Source organism: Kitasatospora sp. NBC_00374 (genome assembly GCF_041434935.1).
GTDB lineage: Bacteria > Actinomycetota > Actinomycetes > Streptomycetales > Streptomycetaceae > Kitasatospora.
This window is the reverse complement of record NZ_CP107964.1, coordinates 6,246,286-6,268,925: the sequence shown is the minus strand read 5'-3', so window position 1 is coordinate 6,268,925 and position 22,640 is coordinate 6,246,286. Positions and strand designations below refer to the sequence as shown.

The 22,640-nt window shown below is 68.9% G+C and carries 20 protein-coding genes and 3 pseudogenes; 11 read left to right on the top strand and 12 right to left on the bottom strand.

Annotation, left to right across the window (positions count from 1 at the left end; all coding sequences use genetic code 11):
* Nucleotides 1-8 precede the first annotated feature (8 nt).
* From OG871_RS28000 to OG871_RS27990, 3 genes are all read left to right on the top strand, one after another.
* Nucleotides 9-440 (top strand): hypothetical protein, encoded by a 432-nt coding sequence (locus tag OG871_RS28000; protein WP_371500424.1) that lies wholly within the window; start codon nt 9-11, stop codon nt 438-440.
* Nucleotides 441-777: 337 nt separating this feature from the next.
* Entirely contained in the window at nt 778-1,668 is an 891-nt protein-coding gene (locus OG871_RS27995; protein ID WP_371500422.1) for a peptidoglycan-binding protein, read from the top strand.
* A gap of 68 nt (nt 1,669-1,736) precedes the next feature.
* Nucleotides 1,737-2,564, top strand: a complete 828-nt coding sequence (locus tag OG871_RS27990; protein ID WP_371500421.1) for a CHAP domain-containing protein — start codon at nt 1,737-1,739, stop codon at nt 2,562-2,564.
* Nucleotides 2,565-3,680: 1,116 nt separating this feature from the next.
* On the opposite strand, the gene OG871_RS27985 is transcribed toward OG871_RS27990, so the two are convergent.
* A complete protein-coding gene (locus tag OG871_RS27985; RefSeq protein ID WP_371500419.1) occupies nt 3,681-4,127 on the bottom strand; it encodes a MarR family winged helix-turn-helix transcriptional regulator in 447 nt (148 codons plus the stop codon).
* 110 nt (nt 4,128-4,237) lie between these two features.
* On the opposite strand from OG871_RS27985, the gene OG871_RS27980 reads away from it, so the two are divergent.
* Both OG871_RS27980 and OG871_RS27975 read left to right on the top strand, forming a co-directional pair.
* Nucleotides 4,238-5,167: an alpha/beta hydrolase gene (locus OG871_RS27980; protein ID WP_371500417.1), complete on the top strand. Its 930-nt coding sequence runs from the start codon at nt 4,238-4,240 to the stop codon at nt 5,165-5,167.
* A 746-nt stretch (nt 5,168-5,913) separates the two neighbouring features.
* Complete coding sequence (locus OG871_RS27975; RefSeq protein WP_371500415.1) at nt 5,914-6,423, top strand: RICIN domain-containing protein; 510 nt, start codon at nt 5,914-5,916, stop codon at nt 6,421-6,423.
* A gap of 87 nt (nt 6,424-6,510) precedes the next feature.
* Here the strand turns inward: OG871_RS27975 and OG871_RS27970 are convergent, their stop codons facing one another.
* From OG871_RS27970 to OG871_RS27955, 4 genes are all read right to left on the bottom strand, one after another.
* Entirely contained in the window at nt 6,511-6,816 is a 306-nt protein-coding gene (locus OG871_RS27970) for a hypothetical protein (RefSeq protein ID WP_371500413.1), read from the bottom strand.
* A gap of 662 nt (nt 6,817-7,478) precedes the next feature.
* Entirely contained in the window at nt 7,479-8,045 is a 567-nt protein-coding gene (locus tag OG871_RS27965; RefSeq protein WP_371503449.1) for a transposase, read from the bottom strand.
* Nucleotides 7,961-8,515: a winged helix-turn-helix domain-containing protein gene (locus OG871_RS27960; RefSeq protein WP_371503448.1), complete on the bottom strand. Its 555-nt coding sequence runs from the start codon at nt 8,513-8,515 to the stop codon at nt 7,961-7,963. Before OG871_RS27960 ends, OG871_RS27965 begins: the two co-directional genes overlap by 85 nt.
* Nucleotides 8,516-8,795: 280 nt before the next feature.
* Nucleotides 8,796-9,524 carry a TetR/AcrR family transcriptional regulator gene (locus OG871_RS27955; RefSeq protein ID WP_371500412.1) on the bottom strand — a complete coding sequence of 243 codons (729 nt, stop codon included), beginning with the start codon at nt 9,522-9,524 and terminating at the stop codon, nt 8,796-8,798.
* An 89-nt stretch (nt 9,525-9,613) separates the two neighbouring features.
* On the opposite strand from OG871_RS27955, the gene OG871_RS27950 reads away from it, so the two are divergent.
* Together OG871_RS27950 and OG871_RS27945 are read left to right on the top strand one after the other, a co-directional pair.
* Nucleotides 9,614-10,474: an SDR family oxidoreductase gene (locus OG871_RS27950; RefSeq protein ID WP_371500410.1), complete on the top strand. Its 861-nt coding sequence runs from the start codon at nt 9,614-9,616 to the stop codon at nt 10,472-10,474.
* 134 nt (nt 10,475-10,608) lie between these two features.
* Nucleotides 10,609-11,433, top strand: a pseudogene (locus OG871_RS27945) (IS481 family transposase); the annotation flags it as partial.
* A gap of 187 nt (nt 11,434-11,620) precedes the next feature.
* Here the strand turns inward: OG871_RS27945 and OG871_RS27940 are convergent.
* Nucleotides 11,621-12,382: a maleylpyruvate isomerase family mycothiol-dependent enzyme gene (locus OG871_RS27940; RefSeq protein WP_371500409.1), complete on the bottom strand. Its 762-nt coding sequence runs from the start codon at nt 12,380-12,382 to the stop codon at nt 11,621-11,623.
* 62 nt (nt 12,383-12,444) lie between these two features.
* Here OG871_RS27940 and OG871_RS27935 point away from each other — a divergent pair.
* A pseudogene (locus OG871_RS27935) lies at nt 12,445-12,624 on the top strand (integrase core domain-containing protein); the annotation flags it as partial.
* Between the two features lie 1,049 nt (nt 12,625-13,673).
* Here the strand turns inward: OG871_RS27935 and OG871_RS27930 are convergent.
* From OG871_RS27930 to OG871_RS27905, 6 genes and pseudogenes are all read right to left on the bottom strand, one after another.
* Nucleotides 13,674-13,786: pseudogene (locus tag OG871_RS27930) on the bottom strand (thioredoxin-disulfide reductase); the annotation flags it as partial.
* Between the two features lie 116 nt (nt 13,787-13,902).
* Nucleotides 13,903-15,210: an aspartate--tRNA(Asn) ligase gene (gene aspS, locus OG871_RS27925; RefSeq protein WP_371500408.1), complete on the bottom strand. Its 1,308-nt coding sequence runs from the start codon at nt 15,208-15,210 to the stop codon at nt 13,903-13,905.
* Between the two features lie 262 nt (nt 15,211-15,472).
* Nucleotides 15,473-16,588 carry a radical SAM protein gene (locus OG871_RS27920; protein WP_371500406.1) on the bottom strand — a complete coding sequence of 372 codons (1,116 nt, stop codon included), beginning with the start codon at nt 16,586-16,588 and terminating at the stop codon, nt 15,473-15,475.
* On the bottom strand, nt 16,572-17,747 hold the full coding sequence (locus tag OG871_RS27915; protein ID WP_371500404.1) for an amidohydrolase family protein: 1,176 nt from the start codon (nt 17,745-17,747) through the stop codon (nt 16,572-16,574). The genes OG871_RS27920 and OG871_RS27915 overlap by 17 nt, the downstream gene beginning before the upstream one ends.
* A gap of 35 nt (nt 17,748-17,782) precedes the next feature.
* Nucleotides 17,783-18,772, bottom strand: a complete 990-nt coding sequence (locus OG871_RS27910) for a TauD/TfdA family dioxygenase (protein ID WP_371500402.1) — start codon at nt 18,770-18,772, stop codon at nt 17,783-17,785.
* Between the two features lie 233 nt (nt 18,773-19,005).
* Nucleotides 19,006-19,485: an ATP-binding protein gene (locus tag OG871_RS27905; RefSeq protein ID WP_371500400.1), complete on the bottom strand. Its 480-nt coding sequence runs from the start codon at nt 19,483-19,485 to the stop codon at nt 19,006-19,008.
* Between the two features lie 449 nt (nt 19,486-19,934).
* On the opposite strand from OG871_RS27905, the gene OG871_RS27900 reads away from it, so the two are divergent.
* The 3 genes from OG871_RS27900 (at nt 19,935) to OG871_RS27890 (ending at nt 22,631) form a co-directional block, all read left to right on the top strand.
* Complete coding sequence (locus OG871_RS27900; RefSeq protein ID WP_371500398.1) at nt 19,935-20,300, top strand: helix-turn-helix domain-containing protein; 366 nt, start codon at nt 19,935-19,937, stop codon at nt 20,298-20,300.
* Nucleotides 20,301-20,736: 436 nt separating this feature from the next.
* Nucleotides 20,737-21,750 (top strand): hypothetical protein, encoded by a 1,014-nt coding sequence (locus OG871_RS27895; RefSeq protein ID WP_371500396.1) that lies wholly within the window; start codon nt 20,737-20,739, stop codon nt 21,748-21,750.
* Nucleotides 21,747-22,631, top strand: coding sequence for an aminoglycoside phosphotransferase family protein (locus OG871_RS27890; RefSeq protein ID WP_371500395.1), 885 nt, complete (start codon nt 21,747-21,749; stop codon nt 22,629-22,631). The genes OG871_RS27895 and OG871_RS27890 overlap by 4 nt, the downstream gene beginning before the upstream one ends.
* Nucleotides 22,632-22,640 lie beyond the last annotated feature (9 nt).

Here is a 22,640-nt window from a genome sequence, read left to right as displayed (position 1 = left end):
GTTTCACCATGCGTATCCTGACCAAGATCGCTGCCGTCGCGGCCCTTGCCGTGCCGACGCTCCTTGCGGTTCCCGGGACTGCTCAGGCCTCCACTCCGTCTGGTTGTTCCAGCGTCACGCAGATCGGCAGCACCGCCTACCTCAACGTCGGCGGGGAGACGATGGCGTCGGTGAAGCAGTACAAGGGCTGCGGGAAGAACTACTCCTACCTGTACGTGTGGCAGGGCTACCGCTCCTCCCACAGCAGTTGGGATGTGTGCGCGGCCATCGTCACCGGCGGCGGACACGTCCAGGACCCCCAGTGCGGCCACAACGACGTGGAGATGTGGTCCTTCGGCGCCGACACCCTGTCGGAGTGCACCCAGGCCCTGGGCTGGAACGGGACCGGCCCCATTCCCTACTCCGGCGAGGTCGCCGTCAAGACCGACGTCCGCTGCTGACCCTTCGGCGCCACGGCGACCGCCGTGGCGCCCACAGCCGCTGTTGCTGATTGTCCGGCGGATTCCGCGAAACCGGCCATGTCCATCGAGCAGCACCGTTCCCCGAGCCGTCACCGGAACTCGTACCGCTCACCCGGCTTCGCCGGGCAGCGGCAAGCGCACCTGCGCGGACGCCGCCCTGCTCCGCAGCAACCACATCGCCGACGGCCGCACCCACCAGCGGTGCCGCTGAGCGCTGCCCCAGCCGGGAGCCCTCCAACAGACCTCTCACCCGCCGGTGCCCGACAGCGGGACGAGGTCAGGGCCGATCCTCCACCGAACCAGAAGGAACCACCACATGGCATCCGCCACCAAGACCCGCACCACCGCGACCCGACTGCTCACGGCCGTCGCCGTCCTGAGCGGCCTGGTGCTGAGCGCCGCACAGGCCCACGCGGCAACCCCGCCGTCCCACACCGAGGTGCCGTCGGCCACCGCCGCCGCGCTGCCGGTGGTGGACATGGAAGCCACCGTCCTGGCTGCCCAGATCGATCCCCGACGCCCCGACAGCACGCTGACCCCGGGGGCCAAGGACTCGGTCCTGGCCGTCGAGCGGGCCCTGCAGGCCCGTAACCTCCTCGACGCCCGCTGGGTGGACGGGTACTTCGGCACCACCACCATCACCGCCTACGCCGCCTTCCAGCGCTCCCTCGGCTACACCGGCCTGGACGCCAACGGACTGCCCGGCTCCTCCTCGCTCACCGCACTCGGGCAGGGCCGATTCACCCTCACCCACCAGATCGCAGCGGGCGCGCGCGTGCAACGCGACGGATACACCGTCGACACCCGCACCCAGAAGATGCTCACCGAAGCCGAACGCCTCCTGGGCTTCCACCTCACCCTGGACCAGGGCTCCTACAACCCCGGCGGCGACCCCACCTCCGCGGGCACCCACGACGGCGGTGGCGTCGTGGACGTCAACGTCGACGGTATGTCCAGCAGCACCCGCACCGCCGTCGCCCGGGCACTGCGCCAGGTCGGATTCGCCGCCTGGGTCCGCAACCCCAGCCAGGGCGACTGGCCGTGGCACATCCACGCCGCAGCGATCAGCGACACCGATCTGGCCACCCAGGCCCAGAACCAGGTCGGTGACTACTACCTCGGCCTCAACGGACTGGCCAACCACGCCGCCGACGACGGCCCCCGCATCCCCATCCAGACCTGGGAGGAGTACCAGCGCACCCACTGACCCGCGCGCGGTACCACCCGAGCACGACCGAAGCACCCGTCGATGACACGTCACGAAAAGAGTAGGTCTTGAAGAAGATACGCACCACGCTCACCGTCGCCGGCACCGCACTGGCCATGGCCGTCCCCCTCATCGCCACCACCTCCGCCCCCGCCTTCGCCGCCTCCCGCGACGGAGCCTGCGACTCCGGAGAGTTCTGCCTCTACTACAACAGCGACCAGGCCGGCTCGATCTCCGACTTCACCGGCTCCATCAGCGACTACGGCGCCACCCAGCCGAGCTGCTACGAATTCAAGAGCGCCGGCAACGGCCAGGGCGTCTGCGTCAAGAACAACGCCGCCTCGGTGTGGAACCGCACCGAGAAGACCGTCCGCGTCTACTTCAACAGCGGCTACGGCGGCGCCAGCCAGGACTTCGCCCCCGGCGCCAAGGGCAACCTCAACTCCACCCTGAAGAACAACGAGGCCTCCCACCAGTTCCTCGGCAGCAGCGGCGGCGGTGGCAACGAGGGCGCCACCAACGACTTCGACCACGGCACCCGCGGCTTCGCCGCCGACAACTGCACCGCCTTCGCGGCATACCGCGTCGCCAGCCGTCTCGGCGTCCCGAACTTCAGCAACTCCTGGGGCGGCACCACCTGGGGCAACGCCAACACCTGGGACGACGCCGCCCGCCGCGTCGGCGTCACCGTCGACACCACCCCCACCGTCGGTGCCATCGCCGTCAACGACACCCACGGGGACTATGGCCACGTCGCCTACGTCAACGCGGTCTACTCCGACGGCTCCTTCGACGTCGAGGAGTACAACTGGAACAACCGCCTCGCCTACGGCACCCGCAGCCACCTCCGTGTCAGCAGCGCGGAGAACTCCTTCCAGCACATGCTCCACTTCTGAGCAACCACCAGCAGGACACCGGCACACCCGCGCCAAGGGCAGCTTTACAGCCGGGATGATCTTGTGAGTGTGCAGGCCACGGCGGTGTGACGACGTCCGCCGGAGCAGCAGCGGTACACAACGAAGCCCCGTCGAACGAAGGCGACCTGGAAAGGCCATCTACCCGACGGGGCTTCGACGCGCCGCCACTCTGCCAACGACCGCCCCGTCAAGTCGGGCCGTGCCGGTACTGCAGAGGTGCTTCGAGAGCTTGCCACCTCCGTTTCGCGCAGAGGTGGTCGGCGTTGCCGCCGGAGGAGACAGTCCGCTGGACCATCCCCCGGATCACCTTCATCAGCTGACCCCGAATCCGTCCGTGGCCGGCGGCAGTACCGCCACCGGCCGCGGACGCATTGGCTCCTGGCGGCGCGTCAGACTCTCTGCCGTGTCGGTCGACCGGCACGACAAGGAGACCCGGAGGTAGCGCCCATGACGCGGTACAGCGTCGACCCCGACCGGCGCGAACCGATCGCCTCGTGGGGGCACCGGCGAGGGAGACCTCTCCACTCGCATCGCCACCCTGCCCAGCGGTGCGGACACCGGTGGGCTGCCGGCCCTGGCCCGCTCGCTCACCCACCTGTCGCCTGGTCCAATCCGCCAACCGCACCGGCCGCGCCCTGCGCGACCTCGACGACCAGACCCTCACCGACGCGGTCCGCGCCGAGACATGTCCGCCGGGAGATCTACGGCTACCTGCTCGCGCACTACGCGCTCAGCGCCCTGATCTGCCGGGCCGTGACCAACGCCGGGATCGATCCCGACCGGGTCAAGTTCACCCGCACTCTGCGGCTCATCCGCCGGCACGTCACCGCGACGCCGGCGGCCTTCTCCCCCTGACCGGCAAGACCGCGTCATCGAGGCGATACACCGCGACATCACCAAACACAGAAGGCGCAACCCGCGGCGCCGCAAGCGCAGTTACCCCAGAGTCGTCAAACGGGCCCGACACAACAGCTACCGCGTCAAGCGCCCCGGCAGCGTCGGCACCCGCCACAGCGCGCCGCCGACCATCCGCCTCGCCGACCTTCAAGAAGCCGCTTGATCAACTTAAGCCAAGCGGCATTGGGTCATGGCCCCTCATCCCGGCTGACCGTGGGGGCCTGCATCGAGGGTTGCGCGAAGGATGGCCAGGGTCGAGGCGATGCGGGCCAGGTCGTCAGGGGGAACCGCCGCGGTCAGTGAGGTGAGCTCGCTTTCGACAATGGGGCGGGAGGCGGACAGCTGCTTCTCACCCGCGGATGTGAGGCGGAGGACGGACGAGCGGCGGTCCTGCGGGTGCGCGACCCGCAGGCACCAGCCCGCAGCCACCAGCCGGTCGACCGCCTTGCTCACGGCTCCCACGGTGATCGCCACTTCGCCGACGATGTCGAGCACGCGGCACCCCGGCACGCGGTCGATGATCTCCAGAAGCTCGAACTGTCCCAGCCCCAGCCCTTGTTCGGCGCGCAACCGGGCGCTCACCGCGTTGTAGAGCCGGGTCTCGACGCGGACCAGATCGATGAAGATCGGAGTGATGCGGCTCACATTAACCTTCCAGTGGATTCCTGGGAATCATCTTCCTCGGAATCCGGTTGGGGTCAGGCAGGTGGATTCCCAGGAATCCATCCTCGCACCCCGACTCATGGAGGCCCCACATGTCCCGACAGCAGCGCGACGCCCTGGACGCCGTACTCCGTTCCGCCCCTCGCAGCGAGATACGGCCCACTCCCGAGGAGCAGCGCAGCGGTTTCGCCGCGGCTGTCACCCGTCCCGCGCCGCAGGGCGTGCTCACCCGCAGGGCCGTGCTGGGCGGGCGGCCCACCCTGGAGTTGGAGCCTGCCGAAGCCTCCGGCCGCGGCCGACTGCTCTACCTGCACGGCGGCGGCTACGTCATCGGCTCACCGGACACCCACGCAGGACTGGTCGGTGAACTGGCCCGCCGCGCCGGGCTGCGCGCGATGTCGGTGGACTACCGGCTGGCGCCCGAGCACCCCTTCCCCGCGGCTGTCGACGACGGGCTCGCGGCCTACCGCGAGCTGCTGGCGTCGGGCACCGACCCGCGCGACCTCGTCATGGCCGGTGACTCCGCCGGTGGCGGATTGAGCATCGCCACGCTGCTCGCCGCCCGGGAGGCCGGGCTGCCGCAACCAGCCGCCGTGGTCGTCTTCTCCCCCTGGGCCGACCTCACCCTCGCCGGGGGAAGCATCCGTTCCAAGGAGAGCGCCGATCCCATTTTCACAGCGGCCGACGTGCGCGCCTGCGCCGATCTCTACGTCGGCGCAGGCGACAGGGCGCATCCCCTGGCCAGCCCGGTGTTCGCCGACCTCACCGGACTGCCCCCACTCCTCGTGCAGGTCGGGGCGAACGAGGTACTCCTCGACGACGCGGTCCGACTGGCCGGCCGCGCGGGCGCCGACGGCGTCGAGGTCACGCTCGAAGTCGGCCCCGGCCTCCCCCACGTCTTCCAGCACCACTACGGCCGCCTCGACGAGGCGGACGCCGCACTCGACCGCGCCGCCCGCTTCCTCACCGCCCACCTGAGCGCCGGCCGCCCGGGCGCCGACCATCTCGAACCGGTCCACTGACACCGACCCCGGCGGCCTCCACATGATGTCGGCGACGGCTGCAGGAGCACCATCGCCGACATCACGGGTTCAATTTCAGTACTGTCCAAGTTGTCCGACGCCGACTTCGCCAAGAGGCACCGCGACGGCGTGTTCGCACAGCTCAACGGCCTGCTACACCTCCTCGTCCGCACCCCTCACCGCTGCCTGCTCCGCCTCCGCACCGGCGAACTCCTCACCACCGAACCCTCCACCGACGCCGATCCGTTGTCGCCGCCTCGGTCCTGCACCACCAGCGCACCACTGCACCCGGCACCCCCGTTCCCGGCACCCTCCGCCTCGCCATCGGTGGTAAGCGGCACATCGCCACCTTCTCCCGCGCCGCCCTCTGACACTCCTCGCACCGGCCGCCGCACGGGCCACCCGCGGGCACCACGCGCCGCTCCCGAAGCGCCGGAGCCCCGCCAGTGCCTCGGGTACCGCAGTGCCCGGTCGGGAACCCCACCGGGCCGTCAGCCGCCGCGACCCCTCGGATGGGAGTTGATGCAGCCGCAGGTGGCATGATCAAATTCATCCGGCCGCGCCGCTCCGCAGGGAGGCTGCGACGGCCTGACGCAGTATCGGGGGGACGACGGGAGAGCTGAAGGCCGCGCGCGTCCGGCCGGGACCGCTGTCGCGAGCCGGTCCGGTCGGCCCTGGCTGCCCGCGCAGGCCCGCACCCCTTGGGGCGTCCGCTTCAATCCCGTCGTCTTTGAAAGGTCGCCATGATGAACACCGCACGCCGGATATCGGCGGTCGCCGCAGTCGCCCTGGCCTTCAGCCTGGCGAACACCGGCGCCGCCCAGGCCGTCTCCGGAACCCAGGAGCTGATCGCCTACGGCTCAACTCCCAAGTGCGCCACTCCGCAGGGCAACGGAACGGCCAACGGCACACCTCTGACGGTCTGGGACTGCACGGGTTCCGACGTGCAGCGGTTCCAGTTCTTCAGCTCCGGCGAGGTCAAGCACGTGCAGAGCGGCAGGTGCGTCACCCCGCGTGGCAACAGCTACTCGAACGGGACCGTTCTGACCCTGTGGGACTGCACCGGCTCCAGCGTCCAGAAGTGGAACGTCGGCAGCCACTACGACGCGGGCAACAACCGGACGACCCCACTGTTCAACTCGGGCCAGTGCATCACCAACGAGGGCAACAGCTGGGCAAACGGCACCTGGCTGACCCTGTGGACCTGCAACTCCTCCTGGCCCGCCGTCCAGGACTGGGCTGTCTGGCTGCGGTGAGCCTCATCCGCCCTGATCGCCGAGCGGCCCGTCCCCGGCCGCACCGAGGACGGGCCGCTCGGAGTCAGGCGCGGCAACGCAGCATCGTCAGCGGGGCACCCAGACCGCGCGGCTGACCATGGCGCTCAGAGCTGAGCCGGTCGAGCGCCAACGCAGGCTGGGCGGAGACCTGAAGCTCAGCCGGCTTCGCCGAGCTCGGCCAGCCGGACCCGTAGCTCCGCCCCACGCGGCCCACCGGTGGCCCTCGTGGATCTCGCAGGCGCAGAGCAGCTGCTGACGCGCCGTCGGCAGGCCACCCCGCGCGGCGGCGGCCTCGGCGCGCGCCTCGCGGATCGGGGCCTCGTCGGCGGGCGTGCGGCGGGATTCGACGACGGCGAGAGCCTGGTCGAGCAACTCGGCGGCCTCCTGGTGCCGGCCGAGCTTCAGCTGAACGCTGCCCAGCGTGGTGGCGATCCGGGCGGTGATGCGCTGGTTCTTCTCGCTGACGCGGCAGGAGAAAGAGGATCTCGGACTGCTCGAGTTCGTCGGACTGGGCTGTCTTGTCGTAGTCCGCAGTGTCGCGGCCCTCGACCGAAAGGGTCATGAAGGTGCCGGGGGTCCCCGCCAAGGCCTGGGTGTACTTGAGGCAGCCCCAGTGTTCGGCGAGACCACGACCCGCTCCCCGCCGCGAGAGCGCGATCGCCCGGCCGAGGGCGTGCAGAACGTGCCAGGGCGTCAGCTCGACACCGGTACCGAGTTCCCTGGTCGGTATGGGCTGGAGGCCGGACCTACGGCGGAGGGCTTCGAGTTCGTTCTCCTTCCGTTCCTTGTCGTCCCGCGCCGCAACCGCTTCCACCTCGCCAAGCAGCTTGACGCTGGAGTGCGCGGCAGCGTTCGACGTTTGAGCCAGTTCGCGGAGTACCTCGGCCGCCCGCATCACCCTGCTCCCCCTCCAACTCGCCTTCCCCAGAGAGCTGATGTCGTACCTTGACAGCTGTTCCGGGGGCGCATGCCAGGGCGCACGTGAGCACGCATCGTTCGTCTCTGGGAACGTGCACCTTACTGACTTCGGCTCGTCAGGGTGGCGTTGGGGTGTCGAGGGCCAGGCCGGTGCCGGCTATGAAGCCGTCGAGGGTGTCGGGCCGGTACTGCAGGCGCTTGATCCGGTTGCGTACGAGGGCCTCGAGTCGGTCGAGGGCCATGACGGCGAGGTTGGCCAGGCTGTGCTTGACGTGTACCCAGACCCACTCGACGGGGTTGAGGTCGGGCGAGTAGCCGGGGAGCAGGAACACCGTCAGCCAGGCACGCTCGGCGATCAAGTCGCGCATGGCGTGGGAGACGTGGGTGTTCAGGCGGTCCCAGACCAGCACGATCGGCGCCTTGACGAGCTGGTGGACACCGTCGACCAGGGCGATGAAGTCGCGCTCGCCCATGCTGCGGCGCTTACCTCTGCCCGCGGGATGGGCGCGCAGGCGGTGGCACAGCCGGGTGCGGGAGCCGGGCCGCATGGCGATCATCCCGGCCACCGACAACCGTCCTGAGCGGCGGCCGCTGACCGTCACGACCGGCGTGCGGCCTCGCCGGCCCCAGGTGCGTCCTCTGGGCGGACGGCGGGTGAAGCCTGCCTCGTCCTCGAAGCAGATGTAGCCCCCGCAGGCCGCCCGGGCTCTTTTACCTCCGCCCAGGTCACCTCCTTCCACGCGGTGACGGCCTGCTCGTCCCGCTCGGCCACCCGCCGCGCGGGGACCTGCGCGCTGAAACCGAGCCGGTGCATCAGCCTCGTGGCCCCGGACACGCTGTAGGAAAGGTGGAACTTCCGCCCGATCAGCGTGGCCACCCGCGCCGCGGTCCACACCTGGTCCTCCACCCAGCCGTGTGCGGCCGGGCCCTGGTCCAGGTATGCGGCGAGTTTCTCCAGGCAACGCGGCGACAGGCCGCACCGCGACCCACCCGGGCCGCGAGAGGCCAGAGCCTGCACACCGCCACCGCGCCACAACTGGTGCCACTGGTAGGCCGACTTCGGGCTCACTCGCAGACGCCGGGCCACTTCCGGCAGCTTGATCCTCTGCTCGAACAGCTCGGCCGCCTGCATCCGCACCGACTCCCGGCGCACCCGTCCCGCGGCGGTCAGCCCGCCCCCATCCGCATACCTCACACACCACCGGATACAACCACCACAACAAGCCCATCAGGGACTTCGGGAGAGTTCACCCTGACGAGCCGAAGTCAGTAACAGTGGGCGGCGGAGATGTGATCAAGGTTGGCGGCGCGTTATGGCCAGGGGAAGCCAGCCGGAGCCGTGTGGTCGCCCACTGTCTCATCTCGTGGAGGCTGCTTCATCGCACGATCTCTCCTCGTGAGGTTCAACCTGCACGACGGCGCTTGACGCACGATCAGGCACGCGGAGCGCCATCGTCCGCCGCCAGGCGCGTGAGCCACTCACGCAGCAGGCGCTGCTCCGCGTCGCTCAGGACATCGGAGTCGTCGGGGAGGGCCGCGCGCAGCGCGCGGGCCGCCGCGACGGGAGGGGACTCCGCGGCGGGAATCGCCGGCTCGGCGCGGGTGACGGCCGCGACCATGGACTCACGCAGGACGGTCAACAGCGCCGGATTGCGGCGGTCCGCGGGGGTGGAGTGCCAGGTGGTGACTGCGCCTCGGCCGGTGGCCTGGATGATCTGGGCGGCCAGTTCCTCGTCGACCCGCAGCCATCCCCCGGCCGACAGACGGCGCACCCGGCCGTGGAGGATCTCCAGGCCCGAGCGGTGTGCTGCGTCCGATCCCAGGCCGGTGGCCCGGTTCATCACCGCGAACAGCTCGGGGCGGGAGATCCCGAACTCGACCACCGTGTCCCAGCCGCGGCGCAGGTCCTCCACCGGGTCCTGCGGGGCGGGGTCGAGCTGTGCGCGCTTTCTCTCCAGGAACTGCGCGTAGCCATGCTCGGCGACGGCTTCCAGGAGCCCCTCCTTGTCGCCGAAGAGGCGGTAGATCGCTGGCGGCTGCATGCCGGCCGCGGCGGCGACCGCGCGGGTGCTCACCGCGTCAGGGCCGCCGTTCTCCAGCAGCTCGACGGCTGCCTCGACGATGCGGCGTCGAGGGTTGTCGGTTGAGTCGCGTGTAGCCATGAACCGATGGTACCGAGGATCTGTTTCCATCGGAATTTCCAGTGTTACTGTTGGAGCGATTCCACTGGAAACATCGCTGGGGGAGCCCAATGATCATCGTTACCGGAGCCACCGGAAAGCTCGGCCGCCGCACCGTCGAGCGCCTCCTGGAGCGGGTCCCCGCCGACCGCGTCGGCGTCAGCGTCCGCGACCCCCGCAAGGCCCAGAACCTCGCCGACCGCGGCGTCCGCGTCCGGCAGGGCAGTTTCGACGACCCCGACTCGCTCATGCACGCCTTCGAAGGGGCCGAGCAGCTGCTCCTCGTCTCCCTCGACCGCACGGGCGAGGAGTGCGTCAGCGGCCACCGTGCCGCCATCGACGCCGCCGTGAAGGCCAAGGTCGGCCGCATCCTCTACACCAGCCAGATGGGCGCTGCGCACGACTCCCGCTTCCAGGCCTGCCGGGACCACGCCAGGACCGAGGACCTGCTGCGCGCCACTGGCCTGCCCTGGACCGCGCTGCGCAACGGCTTCTACGCGGCCAGCGCCCTGCAGTTCCTGGAGTCCGCCCGCCACACCGGCGATATCGCCCTTCCCGCCGACGGCCCTGTCGCCTGGACCGGCCACGACGACCTCGCCGAGGCCACCGCGGCGATCATCCTCGATGAGGGCCGCTTCGACGGGCCCACCCCGCCGCTCACCGGCCCGGCGGCGCTCGACTTCGACACCGTCGCCGAGATCGCGTCGCAGACCACCGGACGGCCCTTCACCCGCACCGTCGTCCCCGACGACGCCTTCCGCGAGCAGGTCCTGGCGCACGGCGCCCCGGCCGCGATCGCCGACCTGATGCTGAGCATCTTCGGCGCGGCGCGGGATGGCGAGTTCACCACTGTCGACTCGACGTTGGCCGAGCTGATCGGGCGGGAGCCCGCTACCTTCCGCACCCAGTTGGAGCGTGCCTGGGCCGAATAGATCCAGCGGGGCGCGCAGACGGCCCCGGCCTGACTCGCCGCCCACAAAGGCTCGTTCTCTGTCGCCCGAGGACGTCGATCGCCAGATCGGCGGCCTCGGGCACAAGACCCAGGCTCCGCATCACATTCCGCACCATCCCAGAGGCTTCCCGTGCCCCACCCCATGCCCGGCTGACCATCCACGGCAGACGGCTCCTCGTCGAACGGGTCCGCGCTGGCAGGCCCATCGCCCACGGCGCCGAAGAAATGGGCATCTCCCGCACCACAGCCCACAAATGGGTCCGGCGCTGGCGAGCAGAAGGCCATCCGGGGCTGTATGACCGTTCCAGTCGAGCCCTGACGACACCGCACCGAACCCCTGCCGATGTCGAGAATCGCATCTGCGAGCTACGGCGTGACCGCAAGCTCGGCCCTGCACGGATCGCCCCGATCCTGGGCATACCCAGCTCGACGGTCCACCGCGTCCTGACCCGCCACGGCCTGAACCGGCAGCGCTGGATGGACCGGCCGACCGGTCAGGTCATCCGACGCTACGAACGATCACGTCCTGGGGAACCGGTCCACGTCGACATCAAGAAGCTCGGCAACATTCCCGACGGCGGCGGACATCGGATCATGCCCCGCCAGCAGGCCGCCGGCAATCGGCAGGCCACAACCGACGCGCGCAGGGGCAGCTGTCCCGTGATCGGCTACAGCTTCGTCCACACAGCCGTCGACGATCACTTCCGGCTCGCGTAGAGCGAGGCTCTGATCGACGAACGCGAAGAGACCGCGGCCTCCTTCTGGCAGCGTGCGAATACCTTCTTCGCCGAGCACGGCATCACCGTCGAGCGTGTCCTCACCGACAAGGGCTCCTGCTACAGATCCCGCCTGTTCGGCCAGACTCTCAGCGTCGCCGGCATCGTCCATAAGCGCACGCGCCCCTATCGTCCGCCGACGGACGGCAAGGTAGAGCGCCTAAGAGCACCTAACAGAAACCCTGGTCGTAGCCATATCCCCTTCCTGGCTGAGTCGGCAGTGCTGCAGGAGGCGCTCGGGCCCGAGCTGTACGAGGCCGTACTGGCCGTCCGCCGCGCGGAGGCGGAGCTGTTCGCGACATTCACCGACGCGGACGTCATCGAGGCCGTCCGCTGACGGTATTGACTGGCTACTCCTCGGGCTCCCAGGCGATCAGCTGCTCGAACACCTGCTGGTCGCCCTCGATCTTCAGGTCGCTCAGCGTGAGGCGGCCCCAGACGAAGAGGAGCAGCTGCTCGGCCGTGCCCGTGGCCGAAGCGGAGGCGGGCGCGGCGTCGTCCGTGGGGGGTGCGGGCCAGGCGCCGGTGCCGTCCAGCGCGAGGAGCCAGGAGCGGCCCTCGGTGGCGTGGTAGTGGATGGTGGCGGCCTCGTGCGGCCAGGCCGCCGGGGTGGAGTTGCAGGTGTCGAGAAACTCGGCCACGCCGTCGATCGCGACGTCCGCCGGCATCGACTGCACGGCGCCTGCGGCGGGCTGGGCGTCGTAGGTGTGCACCAGCACCTCGTGCACCCTGCGCCGGGCAACGCCCCAGGCATTCGCCGGCGACACGCCGGCGCTCCACCACGCCCAGCACTCGCGCTCCGGGCCAGCCTCGCGCAGCGCACTCAGCAGCAGCTCGTTCGACTCGGCGTACCAGGCCAGCAGCGCCTCGAGCTCGCGCGGCACCTCCGCGGCATCCTTGGCCGACGGAGCCTCGGCCGGGCCCGCGGCGACGATCGCGGCCCACCAGCGCTGGCCCGTACCCAGGTGCTGCACCAGATCGAACAACGTCCACTCGGGGCAGGACGGCACCGGCGCGTCAAGGCTGGGCGCGGCGGCAACCGCACTCCGGAACGCGGCCGACCGCTCGTCGATCAGTTGCAGCAGGGCGGAATACTCAAGACTCTCTGTCACATCGCCTACCTGTCACCCCAGCTCAGCCGACCGCACCCTATTTTTCAGGCCGTCAGCTGCGGGAGTTAAATCGCACCCTGCTCGACGAATGGGCGTACGTGCGCCCGTACTCCAGCAACGCCGAACGCACCGAAGCCCTGACGGACTTCCTCCACACCTACAACTACCGCCGGTGCCACACCGCACTCGATGGCCAGCCACCCATCAGCCGTGTCGACAACCCTGCGGGTCAATACAGGTAGGTAGCCGAGGAAGTGGTCCCGCCAGGTCGGCTCGTCCCAGGTGTCCGTGGGCAGGACCGTGTCGACCCCAACACCCCCACCGGCAACGCCGGCAGCAGCACCGACCACAGCCGTGCCCGCCAGCCGGTCCGACGGGCGCACCACGCCCTCAGGGCACCCATAACGAAGGGCCCGAACGGCACCCACAGCACTACCGGGACGAACAGCAGAACCCACCACTCGTCCGAATACCCGAACATCATCGGCGCCCCCTCACATCGCCCGCCCTCGGGCTTCCTCCCCCGCCGCACCGCTGTGTGAACCAGCCCGCCACTGGCGGCCAGCCCTTCCGCGCGGATCGTAGAAGCGACGTTGCGTCAGCCGGTGTGTGCGCGTTGATCGTCCAGCCGCTTCCGGGCGCCGTCGATGGCAGAGCACACCGACGTACCTGGGCTCCACCCCACAGCGTCCGGGCCACCCGCGTGGACGACCGTAGACCGGCGTTGACCTGCGTAGACGTACTGGCGGCGGTCACCGCGTCCCCGGAGCGTCCCCGGGCAACAGGAAAGGGCCTGGAAGCTCTAGGCTTCCAGGCCCTTTGACCTGCGACTTTAACGTCGGGACGACAGGATTTGAACCTGCGACCCCTTGACCCCCAGTCGCGCGACCATTCAACTTTCTGCACGTCAGGCGCTGAACGGAGCGCGGCGTCCGTGCGATGGAAAAGAAGTCCGCGTACAGCGGTTCGCCGCGTGTGGTCCCTCGCCTGTCCCCAGCGTAGCGGGCGCTGACCTGCCAGGCGACCTTCCCGAGGGACCTCTCTATGAACCTACGGAAATGCGCTCAGAAACACCTATCAGGTGCCATATGAAACCAGCCGGAGGCTCAATTCGGACCGATTGCAATCTAGAGGTGATTGCAATCGGGCCCCGGGGGCTCCGTGAGAGAGGGCAGGGCCCGGCGGCGGGTGGCCGTCCGGGCCCCGTGAACTGACAGGTGCCGTGCGAGGTGCTGCTACTGGGCGGGCTGCAGCTCGGCTGGGTCCTCGAGGTCGCCCGTGGCCAGGTCCGCAGGGCTGGCAGATAGCGCTCAGCGTCCAGGGCCGCTGAGCATCCGGAGCCGGCGGCGGTGACGGCCTGGCGTAGGTATGGGCGACAACGTCGCCCGAGCCGAACACGGCCGTTGAAATCCACCCAGGTACTGGGTCCGCCGTCACGGCCGCTACGCGACGTTCCAGGTCGTCCGCCTGATGCCGCTACCTCGACGCGGCTTCTGAGCTGACCTCAACAGCAGACGGCGTCAGGGTTCCAGCCTGTTGGGGCCACGGAAGAGGAACGTCGCCTCACGGATCGAAGGCAGGCCGAGCAGGAGCATGATCACCCGGCTGAGGCCCAGTCCGAAGCCGCCGTGCGGCGGGGTGCCGTAGCGGAAGCAGTCAAGGTACTGAGCCAGTGGCGCGAGCTCCATGCCCTTCTCCAGGGCCTGCGCGCTCAGCACGTCGTGGCGGTGCTCGCGCTGGGCGCCGGTGGTGATTTCCACGCCCTTCCAGAGGAGGTCAAAGCTGGCTGTCGTGTCTGCGCTGTCAGCGCGGCGATGGTGGTAGAACGGACGGACCTCGGCCGGGAAGTCGGTGATGAACACGAACTCGTGGCAGTACTCCTCGGCGATGAGTGCCGACAGCGTGCGCTCGCCCTCCGGGTCGAGGTCGACCGCTTCCCCGGCCGGGTCCCACCCGGTGGCGCGGAGCTTCGTGAGAGCCTCGGCCATGGTGACTCGGGGGAACGGCAGGGTGGGGACGGTGACGTCAACGCCGAACAGTTCGGCGATCTGCTCGCCGTGCTCTGCACAGACGTCAGCCAGGACCCGCTGGAGCATATGTTCCTCGAAGGCCATCACGTCCTCGACGCTGTCGATCCAGGCGATCTCGACGTCGACGCCGGTGAACTCGGTGGCGTGGCGGGAGGTGAACGATGGCTCGGCTCGGAAGACGGGGCCGATCTCGAAGACCCGGTCGATTCCGCCTGCGATGGCCATCTGCTTGTAGAACTGCGGTGACTGCGCCAGGTATGCGGTGCGGTCGAAGTAGCCGACCTTGAAGACCTCGGCACCGGATTCGGAAGCGGTCCCCATCAGCTTGGGGGTGTGCAGCTCTGTGAAGCCCTCGTCGTCGGCGATCTGACGCATCGCCTGTTCGATGGTGGTCTGGACGTCGAAGACCAGGTGCTGGGAGGGGCGACGCAGGTCAAGGAACCGCCAGTCGAGGCGCTGGTCGAGTCCGGTGTGCTCGTCGATCGGAAGGCCGGTCTCCGCCTGGGCGACGATCTCCACGCTCTCGGGCAGGACCTCCAGGCCGCCGAGTTTGACGACCGGGTTCGCGACGACCTTTCCGGTGATCTTCACGGCGGATTCGAGGGTCACCTCTTCGAAGGCTGCTTCAATCCAGTCCTCCTCGCCACCGCGCGGGTGGGTGACCTGCACCAGGCCGGTGTGGTCACGGACCAGGACGAACTGCATCCGGCGCTGGAGGCGGAGAGTGTTGATCCAGCCGTAGACGGTGACGGTCTCGTCCAGATGCGAGCTGAGGTCGCGGATCAATGTACGAGCCATAAGAGGCAACTCCCTGGTTGCAGGCGCGTTGGTCGCGCGGTTTCGGCGGGTGGTAGACGGCCACCCGGGGGGAGCCCCAGCGTAGCGGACGTCTGGGATCAGGGCGCGCCGTTATCGCCCGATACGGTGACTGCGGCGCTGAGCGGTGGTCGGTCGCGGCGACGGCCTGCCCCCGGGCACCCAGCTAGAACTGCCAGGCGCCGAAGGGCGACGGTCAGGACAGGCCGGCGCCGCGATCGGGCGCTCCCCGCGGGGCTCTGGCTCAGGCCAGGCTGAAGACGCCGGAGAACACTGGGAGGTCGTAGCGCCTAATGATGTCGTTGAAGCCCAGGTGAGTGTCGATCAGGCCGTCGAGGTCATAGTGGAACGGGATGTCCTGCTGCTTGACGACGAAGGGGGTCAGCACCGTAGGAGACGGTACGACACCGAGCGCCGCGATGGTCTCGAGTCCGCGCAGGGTGTCCTCGGCGGGCTCGATGCCGGCCAGCAGGCAGCTGCCGACCTGCTGGTGCCCGAAGATCTCTACCGCGTCGGAGAAGACGCTGACGTAGTCCTCAAAGGTCAGCGTGCCCTTGTAGCCGTGGACGTACTTCTGCCGGTAAGCGTTGTTGACGATCTCGACGCCGCTGTTGAAGCGGCTCACACCCGCTTCGTGGAGCGCCTTGAGGTAGTCGTGGCGTCGCACCGCATCCTGACGCAGCGTCGGTGGAATGACCTGGGAGACGTAGATCCCCTGTTCGTAGCCGGCCTCCCGGAGCGCCCGCGCAATACGGCGGTGGCGGTCCAGCTCGAGCTGCTCGTTGGTGATGCTGCCGGTGCACAGCCACACGATGTCGTATTTGGTCCGGAAATCCTCGGCGTGCTCCTGGACATGGGCGAGGCACTGTTCGAAGTTCGCCTTGTAGCTCGCGGCCGGGACCTGCTCGACCGCGAGGACCTCCCACTCCGACTCCTTGAAGCAGAAGTCGCAGGAGTAGGCGCAGTACGTGTGGTAGTCGAAGACGAAGCTCCGCAGCCCGTTCTCGCGCAGCAGCCCGAAGTTGTACATACCGGTGGGCGCTCGATCGTCGTCGACGAACTGGGCGCACGCTACCGAGCGGGCCTTGCCGTTGATGGTGGCAGTGAGCTGGCCAGCGTCGAACATGAAGGGGGAGCTCTGGTTGACGCGGACGGTGACCTTCTTGCGGTAGTCCGGCCCGCTGATCTCGATCTCGATGCGCGGAATGACCTGCCCCAGCACCGGCAAACGCAGCGCGGTGGTGGTGAGTTGGACGCCGTCACGCAGCGCACCGAGGCGGAAGGCCTCTTCCAGGGGAACCTTGTCCAGGCTCTTCAGGCGCAGGGCGAAGCGGGAGTCCCGGTCAGTTCGTGCGGTCATGGCGGACCTCCAGCTTGGCGGTGGCGGCGGGCATCATGCGCCCTGCATTGGCGCTGAGCAGTCCCGCAGCGGCGTCATGCGGCAGTGCTTCCAGTGCGGGGGCCCAGGCCGAGGCCGGATCGGTCGGGGTGCCGGGGTGGGGGTAGTCGGTAGCCAGCATGATCCGGCGGTGGAGCCAGTCGGGCATCGCTGCCAGGTCCTCGCCGAGGCCGACGGAGAAGAAGAGAGTGTCCCGGTCCTGCAGGTAGTGCTTGGGCGGCTGGTCGGGGAGTTGCTGGCCAGTGCCGTGCAGGGTCTCCCACGACTCGTGGGCGCGTTCTATCCAGGCCGGGAGCCAGCCGGCGTTGCACTCATGGAAGGCGAAGCGCAGGTGGGGGAAACGGTCCAGGACGCGGGAGTCGAGGAGAGCGGTGAGGAAGAGCTGTCCGGGCAGGGTCTCGTGGACGTGGTTGAAGAATCGGCCCAGGCGGGGGTTCTGCAGGCTGGTGGGCTGCTCGGTGCCCAGGAAGTGGGGGATGGCTACCTTGTGAAGGTGGACGGTCAGGCCGATGTCCTGAGTGGTGGCGAAGAAGCTGTCTGCGGTTCGCAGACTTGTACCGATGCCGGTCGGCAGCATGACATGGCGGAAGCCCTGTTCGGCAAGGCTGACGACTCGCTTCACCAGGCCTTCTGTGAAGGCGAGTTGGGCGACTGGAAGCAGGCGTCCGCTGGTGTCGGCGGTCATATCGAGCAGCCAGCGGTTGTAGGCGTCGAAGTGCGCGACGGTGTAGGGGCTGTCCGGTCCAGCCTCTCTCGGCCAGATCAGGCCGAGAGAGGGGAACAGCAGGGTAGATCCGATGCCCGTCTCGTCCAGCCAGGCAACCCGGTGCTCCGCGTTCCAGGAAGCCGATGTGCACGAGTCACGGTAGGAGGCGAAGCTGCCGTCGGCCGGCAGGGTGTTCCAGTCCTCGACGGCCTGTCCCGGGACCGGGACAATCCCGCCGAGGCGGCGGATTATTTGAGACGGTCGGCCGTTGACGAGCAGCTTGTCGCCGTCTGCCGGGTCGCGGAGCACCTGCAGCCCGTTCTTGCGGTAAGCCGGGTCCAGGTAGTCGGGCCAGAGCCAGAGCGGCTCCATGATGTGCCCGTCGGTGTCGACAACTTGGTGATCTCGCCACATGGCGTGGGTCCTCCCTGGAGGTCGCTGAGTTGGGGTCACTTGGGGCGTGCGAGGGTGCTGCGGAACTCACTCGGGTACTGGTCGAAGCGGGAGTCGGAAACGACCCGTTCGTCCGCCGGCAGCGTGCGGCGCAGGAGTACCCGCTGGATCCACCGGTCGGTGCCGTCGAACCTGGGCTGGAGAGCGGTACGGCCGTGTACGGCGCGCCGGTTGTCGATGACCAGCGCTTCCCCGGACCGCAGCGTGACCCCTTCGGCAGCGGCAGTGAATGCCGCGTTCAGCTCGGCGAGCGCCATGGCGCCCTCAGGCGACAGCGGTGTGATGCTGTGCTGGTAGTCCAGGCAGAGTCCTTCGGTCGTCTGCCGGAGAATCGGGTGAGGCTCCGTCATTCGCGGTCCCCCGGCCATGTGCGAGCCGTGGTCACTGGGAAACGCGAACATAGGCGCGGCCAACTGCCGACGGCTCGAGGCGGAGATGCTCTCCAGCGCCGTACCGATGTCCGCGACAACGGTCTGGACTGACGAGCCGGGATCCGCCCGCAGGCCCAGCAGAACGAGATGGTCCGGTGAGAGTGCGGCAAAGGCCGCCTCGGTGTGCAGCACCAGCTCGGTGGATCCTGTTGCGGACTGGATGGTTCGGTGAGACGCGATCGGATAGCGGTTCTGCACCATGTGGCCGCTGTCCCACTCGCGATAGGTGAAGATCTCTCCCACACAGGAGCCCAGCAACGCCAGGAGTGCTTCCGTCCCCAGACGGCCGATCTCTCGCTGGTGGTCGAACTTCACGTTCGGAGTCGGCGGCAGCCCGGACGGGACGGGTAGGCCGCGCACGAGCAGGACTGGGGTTCCCTCATGCGCGCCCGCCCGGGCAAGCGACCGGACAAGCTCGCTCGGCAGGTGAGGGGTGGCCGCCCGCGCTTCCTCAACGAACGCCATGCCCGACCGGTACGGGTCCGCAGTGATGCGGTCGGATAACCGTCCCAGTGCCGAGCGTGTCTCGGGTGACAGGTCAATGACTTCCACCACGCCCGCCGGTGCAGCAGGTCTGTGCGTGCGGATTTCCTCAGACGTGGCGGCGATTCGGCGCGACGCACGGCCTTCCGGGAGGCGGTGTGTGCTGGACGTCTCCGGTGTCCATGGGGAGCTGTGCTGGTCTGACATCGTTCTCCCTTGCGATGGCATGGGGGGATCGGCCTCCCGCGCGTCCGTCAGTGTGTGGTCGCGGCGGGAGGCTGAGTTCTCTAGCGAGGGGGCGGGGCTCAGCCCGGATAGGCTGGGCCGTGCGGCGATTCGACCGGCAACACGGCCCAGACGACCTTTCTGTCGGCAATGGGTGCCCACCCCCACAGCCGAGCGAATTTCTCCACCAGGAGCAGCCCGCGCCCGTCCTCGTCGGACTGGCTTCCTTGCCGACGACGGGGCGTCTCCGTGGCGTGGTCGAAGACCTCGATGAGAAGCTCTGCACCCGTCAGGCGCACGCTCAGCTCGATGTCGTCGGCCTCCTGTGACGCGCCGGCCGCATTGGTCACCAGCTCGGTGACGATGAGCTCCGCATCCGCCAGCGCGTCTCGATGCAGGTGGTCCGTGAAGTGCGCCCGAACCCGACCTCGTGCCGTACCGACGGCAGCCGGCCTTGCGGCCAGGTGGCAACTCAGCACCGGGACCGATACGCGACAGTCGCCCAGCGAGGTCAACACCATCACCTGGCCTACACCGAACGTGGTCTCTCGATCTGACAAGGTGCACCTCCCTCCTGCCGGACTCGCCGCACGCTGCCTGCTAGCACTGGCCGCGGCGGAAGCCGCGGTTCGTCATCGATGTTGGCCGCGCGGAATCCGCGTCGAAACCTCACCCGGGCCACGATCCGTAGACAGACCCGCAAGGGCTGGTCCCGGCTCCGTTCGCCAATCCCCCAAGTTGTGATCGAGATCACCGCCGCGTCAGTGCCGCAAGGGCTTCTTCGGTCTCGCACGGTGGTACCTCCTCCCAAGCGGTTCGGATCTGAGCGGTCGCCGCCGACGTCGTTCGATCCCGCGCAAATCGCGGAAACCCTCTCTGTCCCGCGGAAGTTGCGGTATGTAGTGGAGCGAGAGCGCCCGGGAACAATTCAGCCCGGGCGCAGACACCGTGCCCAGTCCGGCAAAAGGACAGCGGCCGCTGTCCACTACAGACGATTCGGGGGGACCACATGCCCAGGCCGCCACGGCCGCTCGAGCCTTCGCGCTCAGCCGCGCACTGGCTCGGGGCGGAGATCCGGCACTGGCGCTCGCTCCGCGGTCTGACCCAAAATCAGCTCGGCGCGCTCGTCCACATCAGCGGTGACCTGGTCAGCAAGATGGAGAAGGCCGAGCGTCCTTGCCGCCCCACCCATGCCGCCGCACTGGATGCCGCGTTGGACACCGGCGGCGTCCTCAGCCGCTGCCTCGCGTTAGCGAACGCTGAAATGGACAACCGCTCCCGCCTGCGTTCCGCGCAATTCGGAGCCGCTAGAGTGCGCATCTGGGCCATGACCTGCGATAACGCTCATGGACGTGCCGCCGGGGCGTTTCTCTAGGCCTAGAGAAACGCGCAGGTCAGCGAGGTGGCCGGGCGCACTCTCAAGCCAACAATGGCACCGTTTCCGTCCGGCTTAATCACCACAATATGGGGCAAGTTGACGGACCAGAAGCGGCACGTGGTGCCCGGGCTCTATCGTGACACTCGACTCGGCTCGCAACAGGCTGTCGTTCGGGTGCTCCAGAAGTGACAACCGGAAGTCCCGCCACCTGCGGAAACGCTGAGTCCTAGAGAAACGGCCTGCGGCGCCCGAAGCGGTGAAGTCGCAGGCCATGAGGCGTGTCGTTGCTCCAGTGGCCCCGAATTGCGCGGAACGCGGGTCCCGGGAAATGGACAACTCCCCCGGCGAGGCTGTCGCTGCTCCCGCGAAGCCATGGACGGCGGGCACCCTGGAGGGGCTACGGTCCGCCCCCGAATGGAACGAGCCGAGTCCCATGGAACGACGTAACTTCCTTGCCGCGACGAGTACTGCCGCCCTGGCCGTCGGCCCTCTGCTCCAGCTGATAAGCGCGACCCCTGCCACCGCCGCCCCATCAGTGGTCCGCCCTGGGGACATCGAGCAGATCCGCACCGCTGCCACCACCCTGCGCAGCTGGGACAATCTCTACGGCGGAGGCGGTGTCGTTCGCGACACCGCGTTCGCCCAGCTGCGCTGGGCGGCAGGCCTGCTCAACATTCCCTGTCCGGCGCCGCTCAGGCCCGAGCTGTTCACCGCCGTCGGCAGGCTGGCCACCGTCGTCGGCGCCTCGGCCTTCGACGCCTTCGCCCACGAAGATGCCCAGCGCCTTTATTCCTTCGCCACTGTCTGCGCGGAGGAAGTGGACAACTGGGCGCTGCGAGCGATCTCCTACAACCTGCGCTCCCGGCAGGCCATCTGGCGCGGTGATCTGGACTCAGGTCTGACCCTCGCCGAGCTGGGACTCGCGCGCGCGGACCGCCTCTCCCCGGCCGAACAGTCCATGCTGCACAACGCCCGGGCCCGGGCGCTGGCCAAGATGGGCCGCACCCAGCAGACCCTTGCCGCGATCGGGACGTCCGACGACGCGTTCGCCAATATCGTCTCCGTGAACGAAGGTCCGTGGATGGCCTATTACGACAATGCCCAGCACCATGGTGACTCCGGCCACGCCCTGTTCGATCTCGCCCTCGCCGGCCACAGTCCGCGCGAGGCACTCCACCGGCTGCAGACTGCTGTCGACGGCCACACCGAGAGCTTCGCCAGGTCCCGCACCTTCTCCCGCACCAAACTGGCCTCCCTGCGGATGGCCACCGGGGACCCGGCGCAGGCGGCCGTCGAAGGCCGCGTCGCCCTTGCCGAGGTCAGTCAGCTCCGCTCTCTCCGCGCCAATCACGAACTGGCCGACCTAGGCCGTCTCGCCCACCGTCACCGCACGGCTCCGGACATCCGCGCCCTGCGCGAGCAGATCACCTCTACGGTTGCCCTGTGACCAACGTCGATGCCTCCCACGCTCTGCTGCTCAAGGCCTGCACTGCAGCAGGCCTGTCAGCGGACCAGGCCGAACCGATACGCATCGGCGAGAATGCCCTCTGGAAGCTCCCCAACGGGGTCGTCGCCCGCATCGCCCGCCCCGGCCAGTGGACCGCCGCCGTACGGGAACTCGCAGTCGCCCGCTGGCTGCACACCTGTGGCCTCCCCGCCGTGCGCCCGTTCGACCAGATGTCCGAGCCCGTCGACGCCGACGGCCACCCCGTCACCTTCTGGCGCGAGCTCCCGCCCCACCGCCCTGGCGCAGCAGCCGACCTCGCCCCGCTCCTTCGCCAGCTCCACGAGCTGCCCGTCCCGGACTTCCCGCTTGGACGCCTCGACCCCTTCGTCCGCCTCGCCCACCGCATCGACGGAGCCGCCACCCTCGACGACGAGCGGCGGGAGTGGCTCCGCCGCCGCCTCGGAGAACTCCAGGCCGCGTGGTCCAGCCTCCCGCCCGGCCAGCCAGCCAGTGTCATCCACGGCGACGCCTGGCGTGGCAACACCGCCGTCACCACCGCCACGGCCTACCTTCTGGACTTCGAGCGCACCTCCGTCGGCCCGCCCGAGTGGGACCTGGCTGTCACGGCCGTCGGCCACACCAGCTTCGGCTCCATCTCCACGGAGGAGTACGCGGCGTTCTGCGTGGCCTACGGCGCAGACGTGACGACCTGGGCTGGTTACCCCGTTCTCCGCGACATCCGCGAGCTCCGCGTCACCTGCTTCGCCCTCCAGCACGCCGCCGCCGATCCGATCCGCCACCGCGACCAGGCCCACTACCGACTCGCCTGCCTCCAAGGCCGCCACGGACCCCGTCCCTGGGGCTGGACTGTCGTCAGCTGAAGCGGCCTA

What these genes read in the sequence shown, in the direction of transcription:
- OG871_RS28000 (WP_371500424.1), top strand. Translation starts at nt 9, where the DNA reads ATGCGTATCCTGACCAAGATCGCTGCCGTCGCGGCCCTTGCCGTGCCG.
- OG871_RS27995 (WP_371500422.1), top strand. Translation starts at nt 778, where the DNA reads ATGGCATCCGCCACCAAGACCCGCACCACCGCGACCCGACTGCTCACG.
- OG871_RS27980 (WP_371500417.1), top strand. Translation starts at nt 4,238, where the DNA reads ATGTCCCGACAGCAGCGCGACGCCCTGGACGCCGTACTCCGTTCCGCC.
- OG871_RS27975 (WP_371500415.1), top strand. Translation starts at nt 5,914, where the DNA reads ATGAACACCGCACGCCGGATATCGGCGGTCGCCGCAGTCGCCCTGGCC.
- OG871_RS27955 (WP_371500412.1), bottom strand. Translation starts at nt 9,524, where the DNA reads ATGGCTACACGCGACTCAACCGACAACCCTCGACGCCGCATCGTCGAG.
- OG871_RS27950 (WP_371500410.1), top strand. Translation starts at nt 9,614, where the DNA reads ATGATCATCGTTACCGGAGCCACCGGAAAGCTCGGCCGCCGCACCGTC.
- aspS (WP_371500408.1), bottom strand. Translation starts at nt 15,210, where the DNA reads ATGGCTCGTACATTGATCCGCGACCTCAGCTCGCATCTGGACGAGACC.
- OG871_RS27920 (WP_371500406.1), bottom strand. Translation starts at nt 16,588, where the DNA reads ATGACCGCACGAACTGACCGGGACTCCCGCTTCGCCCTGCGCCTGAAG.
- OG871_RS27915 (WP_371500404.1), bottom strand. Translation starts at nt 17,747, where the DNA reads ATGTGGCGAGATCACCAAGTTGTCGACACCGACGGGCACATCATGGAG.
- OG871_RS27900 (WP_371500398.1), top strand. Translation starts at nt 19,935, where the DNA reads ATGCCCAGGCCGCCACGGCCGCTCGAGCCTTCGCGCTCAGCCGCGCAC.
- OG871_RS27895 (WP_371500396.1), top strand. Translation starts at nt 20,737, where the DNA reads ATGGAACGACGTAACTTCCTTGCCGCGACGAGTACTGCCGCCCTGGCC.